General features: G+C 70.0%; 17 protein-coding genes and 1 other RNA gene. 13 read left to right on the top strand and 5 right to left on the bottom strand.

The annotated features are described in order from the left end of the window. Positions 1–164 precede the first annotated feature (164 nt). The 3 genes from E4A48_RS13665 to E4A48_RS13650 form a co-directional block, all read right to left on the bottom strand. Positions 165–1,550, bottom strand: coding sequence for an FAD-binding oxidoreductase (locus E4A48_RS13665; RefSeq protein WP_142742596.1), 1,386 nt, complete (start codon positions 1,548–1,550; stop codon positions 165–167). A gap of 219 nt (positions 1,551–1,769) precedes the next feature. After that, positions 1,770–2,138, bottom strand: coding sequence for a YraN family protein (locus E4A48_RS13655; protein ID WP_039007690.1), 369 nt, complete (start codon positions 2,136–2,138; stop codon positions 1,770–1,772). Next, positions 2,128–3,855 carry a penicillin-binding protein activator gene (locus E4A48_RS13650; RefSeq protein ID WP_142742595.1) on the bottom strand — a complete coding sequence of 576 codons (1,728 nt, stop codon included), beginning with the start codon at positions 3,853–3,855 and terminating at the stop codon, positions 2,128–2,130. Before E4A48_RS13650 ends, E4A48_RS13655 begins: the two co-directional genes overlap by 11 nt. Before the next feature lie 81 nt (positions 3,856–3,936). Between E4A48_RS13650 and rsmI the strand changes: the two genes are divergently transcribed. Continuing rightward, entirely contained in the window at positions 3,937–4,761 is an 825-nt protein-coding gene (gene rsmI / locus E4A48_RS13645; protein ID WP_058197005.1) for a 16S rRNA (cytidine(1402)-2'-O)-methyltransferase, read from the top strand. 46 nt (positions 4,762–4,807) lie between these two features. On the opposite strand, the gene E4A48_RS13640 is transcribed toward rsmI, so the two are convergent. Next, positions 4,808–5,614: an IS5 family transposase gene (locus E4A48_RS13640; RefSeq protein WP_039005206.1), complete on the bottom strand. Its 807-nt coding sequence runs from the start codon at positions 5,612–5,614 to the stop codon at positions 4,808–4,810. 85 nt (positions 5,615–5,699) lie between these two features. On the opposite strand from E4A48_RS13640, the gene rnpB reads away from it, so the two are divergent. Beyond that, positions 5,700–6,143: RNase P RNA component class A (rnpB, locus tag E4A48_RS13635), an RNA gene on the top strand. 413 nt (positions 6,144–6,556) lie between these two features. Here rnpB and E4A48_RS13630 read toward each other — a convergent pair. Beyond that, positions 6,557–7,339: an NRDE family protein gene (locus E4A48_RS13630; protein ID WP_039007685.1), complete on the bottom strand. Its 783-nt coding sequence runs from the start codon at positions 7,337–7,339 to the stop codon at positions 6,557–6,559. 327 nt (positions 7,340–7,666) lie between these two features. On the opposite strand from E4A48_RS13630, the gene mraZ reads away from it, so the two are divergent. Genes mraZ through E4A48_RS13575 form a run of 11 tightly spaced genes read left to right on the top strand, consistent with a single transcriptional unit; the run spans position 7,667 to position 20,465 of the window. Further along, positions 7,667–8,113, top strand: coding sequence for a division/cell wall cluster transcriptional repressor MraZ (mraZ, locus tag E4A48_RS13625; RefSeq protein ID WP_003475756.1), 447 nt, complete (start codon positions 7,667–7,669; stop codon positions 8,111–8,113). A 14-nt stretch (positions 8,114–8,127) separates the two neighbouring features. Next, complete coding sequence (rsmH, locus tag E4A48_RS13620; RefSeq protein WP_142742593.1) at positions 8,128–9,237, top strand: 16S rRNA (cytosine(1402)-N(4))-methyltransferase RsmH; 1,110 nt, start codon at positions 8,128–8,130, stop codon at positions 9,235–9,237. Further along, complete coding sequence (ftsL, locus tag E4A48_RS13615) at positions 9,234–9,497, top strand: cell division protein FtsL (RefSeq protein WP_142742591.1); 264 nt, start codon at positions 9,234–9,236, stop codon at positions 9,495–9,497. The genes rsmH and ftsL overlap by 4 nt, the downstream gene beginning before the upstream one ends. Further along, complete coding sequence (locus E4A48_RS13610) at positions 9,494–11,359, top strand: peptidoglycan D,D-transpeptidase FtsI family protein (protein ID WP_039007679.1); 1,866 nt, start codon at positions 9,494–9,496, stop codon at positions 11,357–11,359. Before ftsL ends, E4A48_RS13610 begins: the two co-directional genes overlap by 4 nt. Further along, complete coding sequence (locus tag E4A48_RS13605; protein WP_039007677.1) at positions 11,356–12,849, top strand: UDP-N-acetylmuramoyl-L-alanyl-D-glutamate--2,6-diaminopimelate ligase; 1,494 nt, start codon at positions 11,356–11,358, stop codon at positions 12,847–12,849. The genes E4A48_RS13610 and E4A48_RS13605 overlap by 4 nt, the downstream gene beginning before the upstream one ends. Next, positions 12,846–14,384, top strand: a complete 1,539-nt coding sequence (locus tag E4A48_RS13600; protein WP_142742590.1) for a UDP-N-acetylmuramoyl-tripeptide--D-alanyl-D-alanine ligase — start codon at positions 12,846–12,848, stop codon at positions 14,382–14,384. Before E4A48_RS13605 ends, E4A48_RS13600 begins: the two co-directional genes overlap by 4 nt. After that, positions 14,374–15,459, top strand: a complete 1,086-nt coding sequence (gene mraY / locus E4A48_RS13595; RefSeq protein ID WP_003466111.1) for a phospho-N-acetylmuramoyl-pentapeptide-transferase — start codon at positions 14,374–14,376, stop codon at positions 15,457–15,459. The genes E4A48_RS13600 and mraY overlap by 11 nt, the downstream gene beginning before the upstream one ends. Further along, a complete protein-coding gene (gene ftsW / locus E4A48_RS13590) occupies positions 15,459–16,778 on the top strand; it encodes a putative lipid II flippase FtsW (protein ID WP_039007674.1) in 1,320 nt (439 codons plus the stop codon). Before mraY ends, ftsW begins: the two co-directional genes overlap by 1 nt. Continuing rightward, positions 16,775–18,076, top strand: coding sequence for an undecaprenyldiphospho-muramoylpentapeptide beta-N-acetylglucosaminyltransferase (gene murG, locus E4A48_RS13585; RefSeq protein ID WP_142742588.1), 1,302 nt, complete (start codon positions 16,775–16,777; stop codon positions 18,074–18,076). The genes ftsW and murG overlap by 4 nt, the downstream gene beginning before the upstream one ends. Further along, complete coding sequence (gene murC, locus E4A48_RS13580; protein ID WP_058197173.1) at positions 18,073–19,509, top strand: UDP-N-acetylmuramate--L-alanine ligase; 1,437 nt, start codon at positions 18,073–18,075, stop codon at positions 19,507–19,509. The genes murG and murC overlap by 4 nt, the downstream gene beginning before the upstream one ends. Beyond that, entirely contained in the window at positions 19,506–20,465 is a 960-nt protein-coding gene (locus tag E4A48_RS13575; RefSeq protein WP_058197172.1) for a D-alanine--D-alanine ligase, read from the top strand. Before murC ends, E4A48_RS13575 begins: the two co-directional genes overlap by 4 nt. The last annotated feature ends 126 nt before the right edge of the window (positions 20,466–20,591 follow it).

Genomic DNA, 20,591 nt, shown 5'->3' with positions numbered 1-20,591 from the left:
CTGTAGGAGGGGCTTCAGCCCCGGATTCCCACGTCGTCAGCCGTTTCCACTGCGTTCGTCGCGGCTGAAGCCGCTCTACAACAAGCGGTCGCCGGTTGCGTGCGCGCGGCATCAGGCCGATTCTTGCGAGTCCCGAGTCCCGAGTCCCGAGTCCCGAGTCCCGTTCACGCCTCCGGCAACACCTTGCCCGGGTTGAGGATGCCGTCCGGATCCAGCGCGCGCTTCACCGCGCGCATCGCATCCAGCGTGGCCGCGTCGAAGGCCTGCGCCATGTAGTCGCGTTTGGCCACGCCGATGCCGTGTTCGCCCGACAGCGTGCCTTCCAGCGCCAGCACCAGCGCGAACAGGCGCGGCAACGCGGCGTGCGCACGCGCGGTCTCAGCGGCATCGTCGGGCGCGTACATGATGTTGACGTGCAGGTTGCCGTTGCCGGCATGGCCGAAAGCGACGATCGGCAAGTCGAATTCCGCCGCCAGCGCTTCCACCCCGGCGACCAGCTCGGGGATGCACGACACCGGCACCACCACGTCTTCGTTGATCTTGCCCGGCTTGATCGTGCGCAGCGCCGGCGACAGCGCGCGGCGCGCGGCCCACAGCCGGTCGCGGGCGGCGCCGTCGGTGGCCACGTCCAGCGACAGCAGCCCCTCGCCGTCGGCCGCCGCGCCCAGCGCCTGCAGTGCGTAGGGCAGGGTGTCGTGGTCGCCGTCGGCCTCGATCAGCAGCATCGCGCCGGCCTCGGGCATGTCGCTGCCGTTGCGGCGCAGCAGTGCGATTGCACTGCGGTCCATGAATTCCAGCATCGCCGGCGTGGTCGGCTGCGCCATCAGCCGCGACACCGCCGCCGCAGCGCTGCCGGCATCGCGGTAGAACGCGCGCAGCCCGGCCTGCGCCAGCGGCCGCGGCGACAGTTTCAGCGTCGCTTCCACGATCAGTGCCAGGGTGCCTTCGCTGCCGACCAGCAGGTGGGTCAAGTCGTAGCCGGTGGCGTCCTTGGTGTAGGCGCCGCCGCAGCGGATCAGTTCGCCGGCGCCGGTCACCGCGACCACGCCGAGCACGTTGTCGCGGGTGGCGCCGTACTTCACCGCGCGCGGGCCGCCGGCATTGGTCGCCAGGTTGCCGCCGACGCTGCAGATCTCGGCGCTGGACGGATCCGGCGGCCAGAACAGGCCGTGCGGCGCCAGCGCCTGTTGCAGGTCGCCGTTGAGCACGCCCGGCTCGACCACCGCGCAGCGGTCCTGCGGGCGCAGCTGCAGGATGCGGTTCATGCGCGCGAACGACAGCACCACGCCGCCGCCGAACGGCACCGCGGCGCCGGCGGTGCCGGTGCCGGCGCCGCGCGCGACGATCGGCACGCGGTGCGCGCGGCAGGCGCGCACGATCGCCTGCACCTGTGCGCGGGTCTGCGGCAGCGCCACCGCGTCGGCCAGCGCCCAGCGCCGCGAGTCGTCTTCGCCGTAGCTGCGGCGGCTGGTGTCGTCGGTGCGCCAGCCCTCAGCACCCAGCAGTGCGGCGAGAGTGTCGGTCAAGGTGGCAGGCAGTGGTGTGGTCATGGCTGGGATCGCGAAGCGGAAGAGGGCGGCGCTTGCAGTAGTTTCCAGGTGCCGACCGCCAATGCCGGCGGCAGCCACACCCGGCGCAATTCGGACCACAGCGTGACCATGCCGCGCGCGCCGAAAAAGCCGTTGGCGAACGGCCAGACACGCACTTGCCCCGAGCACCCGCGAGCGCGGCGCGACCTGCTCGGGAATGGGTGGCACGCGCTAGGCACGTCAGCAGTCGTCGGCGCGAAACGCATCGCGCAGCCAGGTCAGCCGTGGCGGTTCGCCTTCGGCCTCGACCACGTCGAAACGGCACGGCCAGTTCGTGTAATGCGGATGCGCGGCCAGAAACAGTTGCGCGGCCAGCAGCAGCCGACGGCGCTTGCGCCGGTCGACCGAGGCGGCGGCGCCGCCGAACGCGTCGTTGCGCCGGTAGCGCACCTCGACGAATACCAGGCATTGCGCCTGCTGCATCACCAGGTCCAGTTCGCCGCCGCGGTAGGTCACGTTGGCCGCGATCAGTTTCAGGCCGGCGCGCTCCAGTTCGACGCGCGCCGCCGCTTCCACGTCGTTGCCGCGTTGCCGGCGGTCAACGCCCATCGGGCAGCGGCGTCGCGCGCCCGCCGCTGAAGGTGGACCAGGCCGGGGTGCGCAGGATGTTGCCGACGCCGTCCAGGTGCAGCACGCCGGTGGCGCCGCGCAGGTTGGCTTCGGCGCCGGTGGCGAGCTTCTCCAGGTAGGCGCTGATCTGCCAGGCGTCGTAGCCGAACGCGAACAGGCGTGCGGCCGGGCCGCGCGCAGTCGGCAGGGTCTCGGCGACGCTGCTCGCCGCCGGCAGGCCGCCAACGCCGCGCACGTTCCACAGTTCGCTCGGGTAGGCGATGCCGTCCAGCGCCAGGTCGTCCTCGGGCTTGCCGGTGCCCAGCACCAGCTGCGAGGTCGCCACCCGGCTCTTGCCGGCGAAACCGGCCAGTGCCAGCTGCGGCGCCAGCGCGCGCGCGGTGCTGCCCTTCACCGCCAGGAACACCGCATCGGCGGCGCTGGCGCTGCGCAGCTGCGCGCCGACATCGCCCGGCACTTCGGCCACGCTGACGCTGGCGGCGACCTTGCCGCCGCGCTCGACGAAGCGCTCGCGGAACGCGGCCACCGCGCGGCGGCCGTTGTCGTCGTTGCTGCCGATCACCAGCGCGTTGCGGCGCTCTTGCGCCAGCAGATACTCGGCGGCGGCGATGCCGTCGTCTTCCGGTGCCAGCGAGAAGCCGGCGCTGCCGGCCGGCGGCGTGCTGGTGCCGCGATTGAGCGCCAGCAGCGGCACCGGCAGCGCGTCGCGCGCGAACAGCGCGCTGACCTCGTCGCGGCCGAGCGGGCCCACCACGAAGTCGGCGCCGCCGTCAATCGCCTTCTGGTAGGCGGCCAGCGCGCCGGCCGCGGTGCCGGTGGTGTCGATGAAATCGATCTCCGGACGGCGCCGGGTCTCGCCGTAGTAGCCGGCCAGCAGGCCGTCGCGCACCGGCGCGGCAACGTTGGCCAGGGTGCCGCTCAGTGGCAGCAGCACCGCCAGCTTGGCCGGCGGACGGTAGCCGTCGCGCTCGGCGGGGGGGCGCTTGCTGGTGTCCAAGCCCCACTGCTCGCCGCGGTCGAACGGGCGCGGCAGCGCCAGGCCGCGGCTGATCAGCGCGCGCCCGGCGAAGTTGTACAGCGGGTCGCCGGCCGGCAGCGCGGCGGCGCGCGCCTTCAGGGTGGCGTCGTCCAACGCCGCCAGCTGGCGCACGATGGCGCGCTGGTTGTCGCTGCGCGCCTGGCCGGTCAGGCCGATGTCGGCGCGGGCGCGTTCGTCCAGTGCCGCGGTGGCGTCGCCGGTGCCTTCCAGCGCCTGCGCGCGGGCCAGGTGCCATCGCGCGCGCAGGTTCTGCGGCACCGCCTGCGGATCGCTGCCCAGCGCCTGCAGCGCCTGCGCCGGCTGGCGGTCGACCAGGGCCAGTTCGGCGTTGACCAGGGCCAGCCGCACCTTGCTCAGGCCCGACAGCTGGCGCGGCTGCACCTGCGCGGCCAGGCTGCGCGCGCGCGCGGCGTCGCCGCTCTCGTACCAGGCGAAGGCGGCATCGGCCAGCAACTGGTTGCGCTCGCTGCCGGCGGCGGCGGCGGCCTGCGCCTCCAACTGCAGCGCCGCTTCCCGTGGCTGGCCCCGCTCCAGCAGCATCAGCGCCGCGGACTGGGCCGGCGACGACGCGCTCTGCGTCACGCTGGTGGTGGCGCAACCGGCGAACAGCAGCGCCAGCAGCGACAGGGCGGAAATCCTTGCGAATCGCTTGTTCATTTCTGGTCCATTCGGCTGGGCACGCCGGGGCGCGCCGGGGAAAACCGCTACGATTCTACCCTTGACCATGGAAAGCCGTAGATGAGCGCCCAGCCTGGAACCCTGCATGTCGTCGCCACGCCGATCGGCAATCTCGCCGACCTGACGCCGCGCGCGCAGGAGGTGCTGCGCGCGGTCGCCGCGATCTGCGCCGAGGACACCCGCCGCAGCGGCCAGCTGCTGGCGCATTTCGGCATCGACAGGCCGCTGCTCGCGCTGCACGAGCACAACGAGGACGCGCTGGCGCAGCGCATCGTCGCGCGCCTGCTCGGCGGCGAGTCGCTGGCCCTGATCAGCGACGCCGGCACCCCGCTGGTCAGCGACCCCGGCTACCGGCTGGTACGCGCCGCACGCGAGGCCGGAGTGCGGGTCAGCCCGGTGCCTGGCGCATGCGCGGCGATCGCCGCGCTCAGCGTGGCCGGCCTGCCCAGCGACCGTTTCAGCTTCGAGGGCTTCTTGCCGGCCAAGGCCTCCGGCCGCCGCGAGCGCCTGGCGCGGCTGGCCGGCGAGCCGCGCACTTTGGTTTTCTATGAATCGGCGCACCGCATCGTCGAGTCCCTGGCCGACTGCCGCGCCGCGTTCGGCGACGCGCGCCCGGCGGTGCTGGCGCGCGAGCTGACCAAGCTGTTCGAGACCGTGCTCGACGGCAGCCTGGCCGCGCTGCAGGCGCGGGTGGAGGCCGACGCCAACCAGCGCAAGGGCGAGTTCGTGCTGATCGTGCAGGGCGCCGGCGACGATGCCGACGCGCAACTGGCCGAGGGCCGCCGCGTCTACACCACGCTCAGCGCGCACCTGCCGCCGTCCACCGCCGCCAAGCTGGCCGCGGAGATCACCGGGGCGCCGCGCAAGGCGTTGTATGGGGGCTGAGGCATCGCCAGTGCCGCGCTGCCTTGAGTGCTGGCATTAGAGCGTGTTATGAACTTTGGAGGATGGCGGCAGCGTTGCTGAGCATGAGGACCGTGAAGACGACGAAATGCAGGCCAGCCAGGGTTTCCGGCAAGCGCTCGTAGTCGCGTGCAAGCCGACGGAATCGATTGACCCAGCCAAAGCTACGTTCGACGACCCAGCGCCGAGGAAGCAACACGAACCCTTTCTTGGCTTCGGGAAGTTTCACCACGTGCAATTCGATTCCTTCTTCCTGAGCCGCTTGCGCCGGCTCCTGGCCGGTGTAGCCTTGATCCACGAATGCCACCGTTACGGTGTCACCTGTGACGTGTTGCACCTCCTGCGCCAGTGAGCGCACTTGAGCGCGCTCTTGTTCGTTGGCTGGCGTGACTTGCACTGCAAGCAAATGTCCGAGCGTGTCGACCGCCATGTGCACCTTGCTGCCTTTCTTCCGCTTATAGCCGTCGTAACCGGCGCGCGGGCCGCTCTCACAGGTGGATTGCAGTGTCCGCCCGTCCAGGATGATTGCGCTGGGTTGGCCTTGCTTCCCCTGGGCGACACGTAGGACGGAACGCAGATCGCTGACCATGGCTTCAAAGCAGCCCGCCTGCAGCCAGCGCTGCGTCTGCTGGTAAACCGCTTCCCATGGCGGGAAGTCGTTGGGTAGCAGGCGCCACGGCGCTCCAGCACGCGCCATCCAACGCAGCGCATTGAACATCGCCCGCAACGCGTACTTGCGCTGCGGAGCTTGCTCTGTCATCAGGCTCAGGTAAGGCGCCGCGAACGCCCACTCTTCGTCGGAAATATCGGTCGGATATGGGCGTTTGCTCTGCATCCATCTACGATAGCTGCATCCCCGAAAAGTTCATAACACGCTCTAGGAACATGTTGCCTAGCGTACGTGCGACAATGCGCGCGGCGGAGTCGGCCAGACAGTCGCGTCATCCCGGTGCATTTCGGTGCGGCGGGGTGCCGAGGAAAGTCCGGGCTCCATAGGGCAAGGTGCCAGGTAACGCCTGGGCGGCGCGAGCCGACGGAAAGTGCAACAGAAAGATACCGCCTAAGTCCCTCGTCACCCCTCTGCCGCCATGCGGCTGCACCGTCAATGCGACGCATCGACCAAGTGCGGTCCGGAAACGGCAGGGGGTGGCGAGGGACCGGTAAGGGTGAAATGGTGCGGTAAGAGCGCACCGCGAGTCCGGTAACGGACCGGTACGGCAAACCCCACCTGGAGCAAGACCAAATAGGGACCTCATGGCGCTGCCCGCGTCGGGTCCGGGTAGGTTGCTCGAGCGCAGCGGTGACGCGGCGCCTAGAAGAATGACTGTCCACGACAGAACCCGGCTTATCGGCCGGCTCCGCCGCTTTTTTTTGCGCGTCGCGCTAAAAAAGCCCCAAACTTTTGCGCAGCATAAAGTTTGGACCCCGGGCTCTTTGCCCCCAAATCCCCGCGGCTTCGCCGCGCCCCCTTTACTAACGGGGACTTTGCTCCAGATGTGGTGTGTGGGCTTTTTCCCAGGGTGCCGGCATGTGCGTTGCTGCTGGCGCTAGCTGTGTCGTGGGCCTGCTACTGCCACCGCGCTCTCAATTGATATGGCCGCCACTCTGGCTCGGCTGTTGTGGGAGGAACTTCAGTCCCGACTGTAGGAGGCTGGTTCGCCAATTGGCGTTGCTTGCGCGGATGCCGCATGCGGCGCTTTGCCGATTCCGCTGTGCGCTGTAGTTCGGGGATCATGGGGACAGAAAAAGCTGGGATGCTTCGCTGTTGCTTGCGCTCTTACCGGAACCCGAGTCCCCGGTCCCGAGCCCCCTCCAGCCGCGTCTCCCCCAAGAACACCCCATCGGCGCCGAAGCGGCGCTCGTGGATCCAGCCGCGGCCCTCACCGTCCACCGCGACGATGGTGCTGGCGCGGGTGCCGTAGTCGTGGCCGCGGATGAAGGCCGGCGACAGGCGCCGCTCCAGCTCCAGGCCCACGCCGGTGTCGGGCAGCTGCGCGTCGGCGGCGATGGTCTCGTCGGCCAGCGCCCGCCATAGCGGGGCCAGGTCCTCGTCGCCGGCGGCGATCCAGCCGGCCAGCACCGCGCACAGGCGCACGGTTTTCGGCCAGGGCGCGTCCAGCGCGCCATTGGACATGCCGTGGATGCCGGGTGCCAGGCGCTGCCGGGCCGGCGGATGGTTGCCGAGATAGTCGGCGCCGTCGGTATCGGCCAGCAGCAGGTTGAACGGCGGATAGGCGTCGGCGCGCAGCGCCACAGCGTCGGTGAAGGCTGCAGCCGGCGCGGCGCCGGCCAGGTAGTCGGCGACCAGGGCGCCGCGCGAGGCGCCGGACAGCGACGCCAGTGGGTCACGCACGTTGGTGACCACGATGCAGCGGCCGGCATCGTCCATGCCCACCCAACTGCCGCCGGAACGCAGGTCGCGCCCGGCCAGCACCCGCTGCGCCGGCGCCGCCCAGCGCTGCAGCGGCGCGGTCGGGCGGGCATGGAATTCGTCGCGGTTGCCGACCAGCAACAGGCGCCAGCGCGGGTGCGAGTGGAGGGCGAGGGCGGCCAGGCACATAGGCCGGGATTGTGCGGCTTTGCGCAGTGGCATGCGAGACGGTCCGGAGCGGGCCTGGCAGCTGGCCGTTGTCTTAACGCCTTGTGCACGCGGCTGAATTTCCGCTCAATCTCAAAATATGAGACGAAACAGCAACTTGTGGATAACCTTTGAACAAGTCTCTAAAGAATGGCGCAAGCCATTGATGTGGCTAGCGATTTATCGCTCGCAAAGTTGTTGACAACCTTTTGGGCGCTGCTAAGGTGGGTACTCGAGGGGAAACCGGGTTTTTTGTGGTTTTTCGTGGTTCAATGACCGCCCAGGCGGATTTGGAAAGGTGTAGGCGTCGTGTTTCAGGGCGAGACCGCAATCACAGTGGACGACAAAGGGCGTATGGCGGTTCCCACCGCGTACCGCGACCTCGTCGTGCGTGCGAGCGGCAATCGGCTGGTGCTGACCTACAACCCGTTCGAAGCCGGGTGCCTGTGGCTGTACGCGGAAAAGGAATGGGAGCGGGTCCGTGACGACGTCATGGCCAAGCCCAACACCCAGCGCGTGGTGCGGGTCCTGCAGCAGAAGCTGGTGGGTTCCTCGGCTGCGCTGGAGTTGGACGCCAACAGCCGCATCACCATCCCGCCGAGCCACCGCGCTGCGGTGGGCATCGAAAAGCGCGCCGTGCTGTTGGGCATGGGCGACAAGTTCGAACTATGGAGCGAGCAGGCTCATCGCGCACTGATCCAGCAGACGTTGTCTGATGAGGATCTGGGCGATGGATTGCTCGATCTGAAGTTGTGAGCCGAGGTGTCCGGATGCGCGGACAGGCGCAGACCGGTCACCTTCCGGTGTCGCAACCGCCGGCGGCGCATGTGCCGGTGTTGTTCGCGCAGGTCATGGACGGGCTGCAGGTGATCGAAGACGGAATCTATCTGGATGGCACGTTCGGGCGTGGCGGACACGCGCGCGGGGTGCTGCACAAACTCGGCCCAGGAGGCCGGCTGCTGTTGATGGACAAGGATCCCGAGGCGATCGCCGAAGCCGAACATGCGTTCGGTAGCGACGCGCGCGTGCGCATCCGCCGCGGCAGCTTCGCCGAACTGGGCCAGTGGGACGCCGCCGCCGACCTGGACGGGGTGCTGTTCGACCTGGGCGTGTCCTCGCCGCAGCTGGACGTGGCCGAACGCGGTTTCTCGTTCGGCAAGGACGGCCCGCTGGACATGCGCATGGATCCGGACGCCGGCGAAAGCGCCGCGCAGTGGCTGGCGCGCGCCGACGAGCGCGCCATCGCCGACGTACTGTGGACCTATGGCGACGAACGCCAGAGCCGGCGCATCGCCCGCGCGATCGTGGCGCGCCGCGCCGAGCAGCCGCTGACCCGTACCGCGCAGCTGGCCGAGCTGATCGCCAGCGTGATGCCGCGCGGCGACAGCAAGACCCATCCGGCCACGCGCAGCTTCCAGGCGATCCGCATCCACATCAACCGCGAACTGGCCGATCTCGAAGCCGGGCTGGACGCGGCGCTGGCCAGGCTCAAGCCGGGCGGCCGCCTGGCGGTGATCAGCTTCCACTCGCTGGAAGACCGCATCGTCAAGCAATTCATGAACCGCCACGCCAAGGCCCCGCCGAGCAACCGCCGCCTGCCCGAAGCGCAGCCGTTCGTGCCGATCCTGCAACTGCACGGCGGCGCGATCAAGGCCGATGCCGACGAACTGGCCGGCAATCCGCGTGCGCGCAGTGCGGTGTTGCGGGTGGCTGAGAAATTGGCGGGACCGGGGACCGGGGACCGGGGACCGGGTGAGAGCAACGACAAGAGCAACGGCAAAAGCGCGGCGGCCGACGGTCTTGCGGCGCGCGCTGTCCATCTGCTTTTTCCGGCTCCCCGGTCCCGAGTCCCGGCGCAGCTTCACAGGAGCGACGCATGAGCCGCCTCCTGCTAATCGTGCTGCTCGCCTGCACCATCACTTCGGCCATCGGTGTGGTGTACATGCGCCATCGCCATCGCCAGCTGTTCGTCGAGTTGTCGCGGCTGGAGCACAGCCGCGACGAGTTGAACATCGAGTTCGGCCGGCTGCAGCTGGAGCAGGCGACCTGGGCGGAAAGCAATCGCGTCGATCAGGTCGCGCGTGAGCGGCTGGGCATGAAGTTTCCGGAAACCGGCGACATCGTGGTGGTGCGGCCATGAGCAAGACCGGCCGCAACCGCCCGCGCAGCAACTTCAATCTCCGTGGCCGGCTGGTGCTGGTCGGTGCGGCGCTGAGCCTGTGCTCGGTCACCCTGATCGGCCGCGCCGCCTACGTGCAGATCATCAACAGCGATTTCTACCAGCGCCAGGGCGAGGCGCGCTACCTGCGCGAGCTGCCGATCGCCACCTCGCGCGGCATGATCACCGACCGCAACGGCGAGCCGCTGGCGGTGTCCACGCCGGTGGAGTCGATCTGGGTCAATCCGCAGGAGCTGCTGCGCAATCCCGACCGCATCCCGCAGCTGGCGCAGGCGCTGGAACTGCCCAGCGACGAACTGGCCGCCAAGCTGTCGCAGAAGGCGGACAAGGAGTTCATGTACCTCAAGCGCCGGATCAATCCGGACACGGCGCATGCGGTAGTCGCGCTGGGCATCCCGGGCGTGTTCTCGCAGCGCGAGTTCCGCCGCTTCTACCCGCAGGGCGAAGCGATGGCGCACGTGCTCGGCTTCACCAACATCGACGACCGCGGCCAGGAAGGGCTGGAGCTGGCGTTCGACGAATGGCTGCGCGGCAAGCCCGGTTCCAAGCGCGTGATCCGCGACCGCAAGGGCGCGATCGTGGAAAGCATCGACCTGGTCAAGCCGGCCGAGCCGGGCAAGGACCTGACCCTCAGCATCGATCGCCGCATCCAGTTCCTGGCCTACAAGGAATTGCGCAACGCGCTGGCGCAGAACGACGCCGCCGGCGGTTCGATCGTGGTGATGGACGTGGCCACCGGCGAGATCATGGCCATGGTCAACCTGCCGACCTACAATCCGAACTCGGTCACCGGAGTCAATTCCGATGCGCGCCGCAATCGCGCGGTGACCGACCTGGTCGAGCCGGGTTCGACGATGAAGCCGCTGACCATCTCCACCGCGCTCAAGGCCGGGGTGGTGACCAAGGACACGCTGATCGACACCAATCCCGGCTACATGGCGGTCGGTCGCTTCACCATCAAGGACGTGCCGCGCAACAACGGCGTGCTGACCGTGACCGGGGTGATCACCCGCAGTTCCAACATCGGCGCGGCCAAGATCGGCGCCAAGCTGCCGGATCAGACCTTCTACGACCAGATCCACAGCTACGGCTACGGCAGCGCCCCGCACAGCGGCTTCCCCGGCGAATCGGCCGGCGTGCTGCCGCCGCCGGGACGCTGGAGCGGGTCGTCCAAGACCACCATGTCCTACGGCTACGGCCTGTCGGTGACCCCGCTGCAGATCGCGCGCGCCTACTGCGCGCTCGGCAACGGCGGCAAGCTGGTGACGCCGACCTTCATCAAGGGTCAGCACGAAGCAACCAAGGACGTGCTGAGCCCGGCGATCGCCAAGGAAGTGGTGACGATGATGGAAACCGTGGTCACCCAGGGCGGCGCCAAGGGCGCGGCGATCCTCGGCTACCACGTCGCCGGCAAGACCGGTACCGCGCGCCTGAACGGTCCGGGCGGCTATATCCGCGGCCACTACAACGCGCTGTTCGCCGGCCTGGTGCCGGCCAGCAATCCGCGCTTCGCCACAGTCATCGTGATCAATGATCCGCAGGGCGCCAAGTACTACGGCGGCCTGGTCTCGGCGCCGGTGTTCCACAACGTGATGGAAGGCGCCCTGCGGCTGATGGACGTGCCGCCGGACGACATCCAGGCGTGGCTGGCGGCGCAGGCCGCCGGCAAGAGCGGCCATGCGCCGCCGCCGGTGCCGGTGGAGCCGGACCCGTCGCTGGTGCCCGATGCCGCCGCCGAAGTGGAAGCGGCCCTGCCCAGCGTGCGCGCCGTCGCGCCGCCGCCTGCCGGGCAGCCGGTGCCGTTGCAGGAGACCCACCAGTGAGCCGCGCGCTGCCGCTGTCGCAGCTACTGCCGGATATGGTGCTGGCGCGCGACGTGCAGGTGTCCGGGTTGGTCATGGACAGCCGCGCGGTGCGCGCCGGCGATGCGTTCGTGGCGATCGCCGGGTTCGGCACGCACGGGCTGGGCTTCGTCGCGCAGGCGCAGGCCAATGGCGCCGCGGCGATTCTGTTCGAACCGCCGGCGCCTGCCGAATTGCCGGCCCCGGCCGACGCGATCGCGGTGCCGGGCCTGCGCGCGCGCATGGGCGCGATGGCCGACCAGTTCCACGGCCATCCGTCGCAGACGATGACCATGGTCGGGGTCACCGGCACCAATGGCAAGACCTCCACCGTGCAGTTGCTGGCGCAGGCCTGGCAGTGCCTGGGCACGCGCAGCGGCAGCATCGGCACGCTCGGCGTCGGCCTGTACGGCGCCGCGGTGCCGACTGGTTTCACCACGCCGCTGGTGCTGCAGACGCACGCGTTGCTGGCGCAGCTGCGCGACGCCGGCGCGCAGGCGGTGGCGATGGAAGTGAGTTCGCACGCGCTGGACCAGGGCCGCGTCGATGCGGTGCACTTCGACGTGGCGGTGTTCACCAATCTCACCCGCGACCATCTGGACTACCACGGCGACATGGCCGGCTACGGCGCGGCCAAGGCGCGCCTGTTCGCCACGCCGGGGCTGAAGGCGGCGGTGGTCAATCTCGACGACGCGTTCGGCCGCGCGCTGCTGGCGACGCTGGACCCGGCGCTGCGCCGCATCGGCATCAGCTCGCGCGGCCAGGCCGGCGCCACGCTGCGCGCCGAGGCGCTGCGCCTTGAAGCGCGCGGTATCGGTTTCGACCTGCTAATCGGCGACGCGCGCCATCCGGTGCAGTCGCCGCTGCTCGGCCGCTTCAACGTGGACAACCTGCTGGCCGTGGCCGGCGCGCTGCATGCGCTGGACGTGGCGCCGGCGCGCATCGCCGCGACGCTGTCGCAGCTGCAGCCGATCCGCGGGCGCATGAACCGCCTCGGCGGCCGCGACGCGCAGCCGCTGCTGGTGATCGACTACGCGCACACCCCGGACGCGCTGGAGCAGGCGTTGCACAGCCTGCGCGGCCACGCCCGCGGCCGCCTGCTGTGCGTGTTCGGCTGCGGCGGCGAACGCGACACCGGCAAGCGCCCGCAGATGGCGGCAATCGCGCAGCGCCTGGCCGACGCGGTGATCGTCACCGATGACAATCCGCGCGGTGAGGACGGCGACGGCATCGTCGCCGACATCCTGGCCGGGTTCACCGACCTGCACGCGGTGCGCGTGCAGCGCGACCGTGCGCAGGCCATCGCCCTGGCCGTGGCCGAAGCCGGCCCCGACGACATCGTACTGATCGCCGGCAAGGGCCACGAGCCGTACCAGGACATCGCCGGCATCCAGCATCCGTTCGACGACACCGAGATCGCTGCGCAGGCGCTGCAGGCGCGCGCCGCTGGTGCCATGGAGCGCGCACGATGAAGCGCCTGCCGCTGTCGATGATCGCGCATTGGGCCGGCGCCGAGCTGCATGGCGACGACGTGGCGATCGATGCGATCGCCCACGACACCCGCACGCTGGCGCCGGGCAGCCTGTACGTGGCGCTGCGCGGCGAGCGTTTCGACGGCCACGATTTCGTCGCCGATGCCGCCGCGCGCGGCGCCAGCGCGCTGCTGGTGGAATTGCTGCAGCCGCACAGCGAACTGCCGCAGATCCTGGTCGCCGACACCCAACTGGCACTGGCGCGGATCGCCGCCGGCATGCAGCGCGGCCGCGCCACGCGCGTGGCCGCGATCACCGGCAGCAACGGCAAGACCAGCGTCAAGGCGCTGCTGCTGGCGATCCTGCAGCACGCCTGCCGGGTGAACGGTGGCAGCGTCTACGCCAATCCCGGCAACCGCAACAACGAGATCGGCCTCCCGCTGGCGGTGATCGAAGCGCCGGACGCGGCCGACTACGCGATCTACGAAATGGGCGCCGGCAAGCCGGGCGACATCGCCTACCTGACCGACATCGTCGCTCCGCACGCGGCGCTGGTGAACAACGTCGCCGCGGCGCACCTGGAGCGCATGGGCAGCCTGCTTGGCGTCGCGCAGACCAAGGGCGCGATCTATGCCGCGCTGCCGGCCGACGGCACCGCGGTGATCAATGCCGACGACGCGTTCGGGCGGTGGTTCGAACAGCGTCTGCCGGCACCGGCCCCACGCGTGCTGCGCTTCGGCCTGCAGGCCAGCGCCGAGGTCTCCGCCACGCAGTTGCGGGTGGGTCCGGATCGCTCGCAGTTCGTGCTGGTCACCCCGCAGGGCGAGGTCGAAGCGACGCTGCCGCTGCCGGGCCGCCACAACCTGATGAACGCACTGGCCGCCGCCTCGCTGGCGCTGGCGCTGGACATCGCGCCGGCGCTGATCGCCGCCGGCCTGGCGCAGGTGCAGCCGGTGCCGGGCCGGCAGATCGCGCACACACTGCCCGGCGGCGCGGTGTTGATCGACGACAGCTACAACGCCAACCCCGGTTCGCTGGCCGCGGCGATCGACGCGCTGGCCGCGGCCGGCGGCGAACGCTGGCTGGTGCTGGGCGACATGCGCGAACTCGGCGACGGCGCCGAAGCGCTGCACGCCAGCGGCGGCCGCCGCGCCCGCGACGCCGGCCTGACCCGGCTGTACGCGCTCGGCCCGCTGAGCGCCATCGCCGCGCATGCCTTCGGCGAGAACGGGCGCGTGTTCGATAGTCATGCGGCGTTGATTGCGGCGCTGCGCGCGGACCTTCGTGCCGCCGTGACCGGGGACCAGGGACCGGGGACCGGGGAACAACAAGAGCACAGGCAGGTAAACACAGAGATGCACGAACACACCCGCGTAGCGCCGGCAATGGTCGGCGTTGCAGCCACGCTTTCCCCGGTCCCCGGTCCCCGGTCCCCGGTCCCGACGATCCTGGTCAAAGGATCGCGCGGCAGCGCCATGGACAAGATCGTGAGCGCGCTGTTGGCGCATGGAGAGGAGGCGCCGCATGCTGCTTGAACTGTCCCGTTGGCTGCAGCAGCTGGAGAGCCTGTTCGGGCTGTTCGGCTACCTCACCTTCCGCGGCATCCTCGCGGCGCTGACCTCGCTGTTCCTGTCGCTGTGGCTGGGGCCGGCGGTGATCCGCAAGCTGGCGCAATTCAAGGGCGGCCAGCCGATCCGCCAGGACGGCCCGCAGAGCCACTTCTCCAAGGCCGGCACGCCGACCATGGGCGGTTCGATGATCCTGATCACGGTGCTGCTGTCGGTGCTGCTGTGGGGCGACCTGCGCAACCGCTACGTGTGGCTGGTGCTGGCGGTGATGCTGGCGTTCGGCGTGATCGGCTGGTACGACGACTGGATCAAGATCGTGCGCCGCGACCCGAACGGGCTGAAGTCGCGCTGGAAGTACCTGCTGCAGTCGATCTTCGGCCTGGCCGCCGGCCTGTGCCTGTATTACACCGCCGACGTGCCGGCCGCGATCACCTTCTACATCCCGATGTTCAAGTCGATCGCGCTGCCGCTGGCCGGAATCAGCTTCGTCGCCATCGCCTACTTCTGGATCGTCGGCTTCTCCAACGCGGTCAACCTGACCGACGGCCTGGACGGGCTGGCGATCATGCCCACGGTGCTGGTGGCCTGTGCGCTGGGCGTGTTCGCCTACGCCTCCGGAAATGCGGTGTTCTCCGCCTATCTGAAAATTCCCTCGATTCCCGGCGCTGGCGAGCTGATCATCATCTGCGCGGCGATCGCCGGCGCGGGCCTGGGCTTTTTGTGGTTCAACACCTATCCGGCGATGGTGTTCATGGGCGATATCGGCGCGCTGGCGCTGGGCGCGGTGCTCGGCACCATCGCGGTGATCGTGCGCCAGGAACTGGTGCTGGTGATCATGGGCGGCGTGTTCGTGATCGAGACGCTGTCGGTGATGATCCAGGTCGCCTCGTTCAAGCTCACCGGCAAGCGCGTGTTCCGCATGGCGCCGATCCACCACCACTTCGAACTGAAGGGCTGGCCCGAGCCGCGGGTGATCGTGCGCTTCTGGATCATCTCGGTGGTGCTGGTGCTGGTCGGCCTGGCCACGTTGAAGGTGCGCTGATGAACGACGCCGCGCGCCAGGCAACCCGACTCGAGGCCATCGGCGGCCGCTACGACCCGTGGCTGCTCGGCGCCGTGGTGGCGCTGGCCTCGCTGGGCGTGGTCATGGTCGGCTCCAGCTCGATCGAGCTGACCGTGAGCCCGTTCTATTATCTCACCCGGCACATGCTGTTCCTTGCCGGCGGCATCGGTCTGGCGATCTGGACCATGCGCACCGAGCTGAAGAACATCGAGCAGTACAACCAACTGCTGCTGCTGGCCTGCTTCGGCCTGCTGATCGTGGTGTTCGTGCCCGGCCTGGGCAGCAGCGTCAACGGCGCGCGACGCTGGATCAACCTGGGCATCTCCAAGTTCCAGACCGTGGAAGCGGTCAAGGTGCTGTACATCGTGTGGCTGTCCAGTTACCTGGTGCGCTTCCGCGACGAGGTCAACGCGACCTGGCCGGCGATGCTCAAGCCGCTGGGCGTGGCGGTGGCGCTGGTCGGCCTGCTGCTGATGCAGCCGGACTTCGGTTCCTCCACGCTGCTGCTGGCGATCACCGCGGGCATGCTGGTGCTGGGCGGGGTCAACCTGCCGCGCATGTCGATGCCGATCGTGATCGGCCTGCCGGTGTTCGCCTTCATCGCGATCCTGGAACCGTACCGCCTGCGCCGCATCACCTCGTTCCTGGACCCGTGGGCCGACCAGCTCGGCTCCGGCTACCAGCTGTCCAATGCGCTGATGGCGGTGGGCCGTGGCGAACTGTTCGGGGTCGGCCTGGGCGGCTCGGTGCAAAAGCTCAACTACCTGCCGGAAGCGCATACCGATTTCATCTTCTCGGTGATCGCCGAGGAACTGGGCTTCACCGGCGTGTGCCTGATCATCGCGCTGTACGCGCTGCTGGTCGGGCGCGCGTTCTGGCTGGGCATGCGCTGCGTGGAAATGAAGCGCCACTTCTCCGGCTACATCGCCTTCGGCATCGGCCTGTGGATCAGCCTGCAGAGCTTCGTCTCGGTCGGCGTGAATCTGGGCATCCTGCCGACCAAGGGCCTGACCCTGCCGCTGATTTCCGCCGGCGGTTCCAGCGTGCTGATGACCTGCGTGGCGATGGGCCTGTTGCTGCGCGTGTCCTACGAACTGGACCGCGCCGAGCGTCAGGTGGCGAAGGTGCGCAGCGACGCGGCGCCGGTCAAGCAGACCGTGGACAGCGCCGAAGACCTGCAGGCCGCGCGCGAGGCCAGCGCCAGCGCGGTGGCCGCGGCGATCCAGGCCGGCACCCCGGCGCGCGGCACCAGCCGCATGCAGCCGCGGGTCGAGCCGACCTTCGGGAGGCTGGGATGAGTGTGTCCGTGCCGATGACCAGCACCGCTATGACCGACGCTGCGTCGCGCCCGGTGATGATCCTGGCCGGCGGCACCGGCGGGCACATCTTCCCGGCGCTGGCGGTGGCCAAGGTGCTGCGCGCGCGCGGCGTGCCGGTGGTGTGGCTGGGCGCGGCCGGGCGCATGGAAACGCAACTGGTGCCGCAGCACGGCATCGAGATCGACACCATCGAGATCGGCGGGCTGCGCGGCAAGGGCGCGCTGGCGTTGTTCGGCGCGCCGCTGCGGATCATGCGCGCGATCCGTGCCGCCGGCTTCGTGCTGCGCCGCCGCGCGCCGCGCGCGGTGGTCAGCTTCGGCGGTTTCGCGGCCGGCCCTGGTGGCATCGCCGCGCGCCTGCTGAAACTGCCGCTGTTGGTGCACGAACAGAACCGCGCCCCGGGCCTGACCAACAAGGTGCTGTCGCGCGTCGCACGGCGCGTGCTGACCGGATTCCCGGGCAGCTTCGCCACGCGCGAGGAAGCGGTGGGCAATCCGGTGCGCGCCGAGATCGCCGCGCTGGCGCCGCCGGCGCAGCGCTTCGCCGCGCGCGACGGCGCGGTGCGCCTGCTGGTGCTCGGCGGCAGCCAGGGCGCGCGCGCCCTGAACCAGGCGCTGCCGTGCGCGCTGGCCGCGCTCGGCGCGCAGCTCGACGTGCGCCACCAGTGCGGCGAGAAATTGCGCGACGAGGCGGCCCAGGCCTATGCCGAGGCCGGCGTCGCCGCCAGCGTCGAAGCCTTCATCGGCGACATGGCCGCCGCCTACGCCTGGGCCGACCTGATCGTGTGCCGCGCCGGCGCCTCGACCCTGGCCGAACTGTGCGCGGTCGGCATCGGCAGCGTGCTGGTGCCGTTCGCCGCCGCGGTCGACGACCATCAGACCCGCAACGCCGACTACCTGGTCGAGCGCGGCGCCGCGGTGCTGCTGAAGCAGGACGACGCGCTGGCGACCAACCTGCAGGGCGTGCTGCGCGACCTGCTCGGCAAGCCCGCACGCCGCCTGTCCATGGCCGAGGCCGCGCGCAGCCTGGCCAAGCCGGATGCGGCCGAGCGGATCGCGGACATCATTCTGGAAGAAGCCGGGACCGGGGACCGGGGACCGGGGACCCGTAGCGGGACCAGGGACCAGGGGCCGGGGGCCGGCGACAAGCAAGATCAACAGCAGAAGCCTATGTACACAGACAATCTCCACGGCCAGGCGCGCAGCGCCGCCGCTACGCTTTTCCCGGGTCCCCGGTCCCCGGTCCCCGGTCCCGGCGCGAACGGAGTTCGCGCATGATTCGGCGTCTCCACGACACCGGCGATCTGGTCCGTGCGTTCCCGCGCGTGCACTTCGTCGGCATCGGCGGCACCGGCATGAGCGGGATCGCCGAGGTCATGCTGACCCTGGGCTACGAGGTCTCCGGCTCGGACAATGCCGATAACGCAGCGACGCGGCGCCTGGTCACGCTCGGCGCGCGGGTGATGCGCGGGCATTCGGCGGCCAATGTGCTCGGCACCGATTGCGTGGTGGTGTCCAGCGCGATTCGCGACGACAACCCGGAACTGATGGAGGCGCGCAGCCAGCGCATTCCGATCATGCCGCGCGCGGCGATGCTGGCCGAGCTGATGCGCTTCCGCCGCGGCATCGCGGTGGCTGGCACCCACGGCAAGACCACCACCACCAGCCTGGCTGCGGCGGTGCTCAGCGAAGGCGGGCTGGACCCGACCTTCGTGATCGGCGGGCAGCTGCTCGCCGCCGGCGCCAATGCCAAGCTCGGCGGCGGCCAGTGGCTGGTGGCCGAGGCCGACGAGAGCGACGGCAGCTTCCTGCGCCTGAACCCGCTGATTTCGGTGATCACCAACATCGACGCCGATCACCTGGAGAACTACGGCAACGACTTCGCCAGGGTGCAGGCCGCGTTCGCCGAATTCCTGCAGCGCCTGCCGTTCTATGGCCTGGCGGTGCTGTGCATCGACGATCCGGAAGTGGCAGCGCTGGCCGCCAAGACCCCGCGCCATGTGATGAGCTATGGCTTCAGCGAAAACGCCGACGTGCGCGCCGAGGACGTGATCCAGGACGGCCCGCGCATGCGCTTCACCCTGCGCCTGCCGGAAGGCAGCAGCACCCCGGTGACGTTGGCGTTGCCGGGCCGGCACAACGTGCTCAACGCGTTGGCGGCCGCCGCCATCGGCTGGCAGCTGGGCGTGGCGCCCGAGGCGATCGCCAGTGCGTTGCAGAGCTTCGCCGGCATCGGCCGTCGCTTCAACGACCTGGGCGAAGTGACCACCGCCGCCGGCGCGCGCGTGCGCCTGGTCGACGACTACGGCCACCATCCGCGCGAACTGGCCGCGGTGTTCGCCGCCGCGCGCGGCGGCTGGCCGGACAGGCGCCTGGTGGTCGCGTTCCAGCCGCACCGCTACAGCCGCACCCGCGACCAGTTCGACGCGTTCGCCGCGGTGCTGTCGGAAGTGGATGCGTTGGTCCTGAGCGAGGTCTACCCGGCCGGCGAAGCGCCCATCCCCGGCGCCGACGCGCGTTCGCTGGCGCGCGCGATCCGTGCGCGCGGGCGCAGCGAGCCGGTGGTGGTCGGACAGGTCGCCGAGTTGAGCAACGTGCTGCCGGACGTGCTGCAGGACGGCGACCTGCTGTTGATGATGGGCGCCGGCGACATCGGATACGTCGCCCAGCACATCGCCCAGGACGGCTTCATCGGCGGAGCCAAGCCATGAGCGCGCAGTCTTTCCCGCCGCCGCGCCACACCGACCCGGCCGTGTTCGGCCGCGTCGCGGTGCTGCTCGGCGGCACCTCCAGCGAACGCGAAGTGTCGCTGGATTCGGGCCGCAACGTGCTCGAGGCGCTGCGCGCGCGCGGCGTCGACGCGGTCGCCGTGGACGGCATCCCGGCACTGGCGCAGGCGCTGGTAGAGAAGCGCTTCGACCGCGTGTTCAACGTGCTGCATGGCCACAACGGCGGCGGCGAAGACGGCATCGTGCAGGGCCTGATGGACGCGTTCGGCGTGCCCTACACCGGCTCGCCGGTGCTCGGCTCGGCGCTGAGCATGGACAAGGTACGGACCAAGCAGGTGTGGCTGTCGCTGGGCCTGCCGACGCCGCGCTACGTGCGCCTGGCGGCGACCGCGCAGGCCGACGCGATCCATGCCGCCGCCGCGCAGTTGGGCCTGCCGGTGATCGTCAAGCCGGCCAACGAAGGCTCCAGCGTCGGCGTGACCCGCGTGTTCGAACCCGCCCAACTGGACGAGGCGGTGGCGCTGGCCGCGCGCTACGACGGCGAACTGCTGATGGAGCAGATGATCGTCGGCGACGAACTGACCGTGGCCATCCTCGGCGACACCGCGCTGCCGTCGATCCGCATCGTGCCCAAGGGCCAGTGGTACGACTACCACGCCAAGTACGTGGCCGAAGACACCCAGTACCTGTGCCCGGGTCTGGACGGCGACGACGAGCGCGCCCTGGGCGAACTGGCGCTGGCCGCGTTCCGCGCCGCCGGCTGCCGCGGCTGGGGCCGCGTGGACGTGATGCGCGACGGCGCCAGCGGCGATTTCGCGCTGCTGGAAGCCAACACCGCCCCGGGCATGACCAGCCACTCGCTGGTGCCCAAGGCCGCACGCCAGGCCGGCATCGGTTTCGAAGAACTGGTATGGCGCGTGCTGGAGCAGACGCTATGAAGCCGGGACCGGGGACCGGGGACCGGGGACCGGGGAAGCAGCCGCACGGTGCTTCCCTGCTGCGGGCATGTGCGCGGTTTGTCCGCGTGCACGGCGTCGCTGTTCCGGGTCCCCGGTCCCCGGTCC

It is taken from the genome of Xanthomonas translucens pv. cerealis, from assembly GCF_006838285.1.
Taxonomy (GTDB): Bacteria; Pseudomonadota; Gammaproteobacteria; order Xanthomonadales; family Xanthomonadaceae; genus Xanthomonas_A; species Xanthomonas_A cerealis.
The sequence above is the reverse complement of the archived record's forward strand: the minus strand, read 5'-3'. Positions and strand labels throughout refer to the sequence as shown.

Coding starts and splice junctions, on each gene's coding strand:
- rsmI (WP_058197005.1), top strand. CDS start 3,937: ATGAGCGCCCAGCCTGGAACCCTGCATGTCGTCGCCACGCCGATCGGC.
- E4A48_RS13610 (WP_039007679.1), top strand. CDS start 9,494: ATGAGCAAGACCGGCCGCAACCGCCCGCGCAGCAACTTCAATCTCCGT.
- ftsW (WP_039007674.1), top strand. CDS start 15,459: ATGAACGACGCCGCGCGCCAGGCAACCCGACTCGAGGCCATCGGCGGC.
- E4A48_RS13650 (WP_142742595.1), bottom strand. CDS start 3,855: ATGAACAAGCGATTCGCAAGGATTTCCGCCCTGTCGCTGCTGGCGCTG.
- rsmH (WP_142742593.1), top strand. CDS start 8,128: ATGCGCGGACAGGCGCAGACCGGTCACCTTCCGGTGTCGCAACCGCCG.
- E4A48_RS13575 (WP_058197172.1), top strand. CDS start 19,506: ATGAGCGCGCAGTCTTTCCCGCCGCCGCGCCACACCGACCCGGCCGTG.
- murG (WP_142742588.1), top strand. CDS start 16,775: ATGAGTGTGTCCGTGCCGATGACCAGCACCGCTATGACCGACGCTGCG.
- E4A48_RS13665 (WP_142742596.1), bottom strand. CDS start 1,550: ATGACCACACCACTGCCTGCCACCTTGACCGACACTCTCGCCGCACTG.
- E4A48_RS13600 (WP_142742590.1), top strand. CDS start 12,846: ATGAAGCGCCTGCCGCTGTCGATGATCGCGCATTGGGCCGGCGCCGAG.
- E4A48_RS13640 (WP_039005206.1), bottom strand. CDS start 5,614: ATGCAGAGCAAACGCCCATATCCGACCGATATTTCCGACGAAGAGTGG.
- mraY (WP_003466111.1), top strand. CDS start 14,374: ATGCTGCTTGAACTGTCCCGTTGGCTGCAGCAGCTGGAGAGCCTGTTC.
- E4A48_RS13655 (WP_039007690.1), bottom strand. CDS start 2,138: ATGGGCGTTGACCGCCGGCAACGCGGCAACGACGTGGAAGCGGCGGCG.
- murC (WP_058197173.1), top strand. CDS start 18,073: ATGATTCGGCGTCTCCACGACACCGGCGATCTGGTCCGTGCGTTCCCG.
- E4A48_RS13630 (WP_039007685.1), bottom strand. CDS start 7,339: ATGTGCCTGGCCGCCCTCGCCCTCCACTCGCACCCGCGCTGGCGCCTG.
- ftsL (WP_142742591.1), top strand. CDS start 9,234: ATGAGCCGCCTCCTGCTAATCGTGCTGCTCGCCTGCACCATCACTTCG.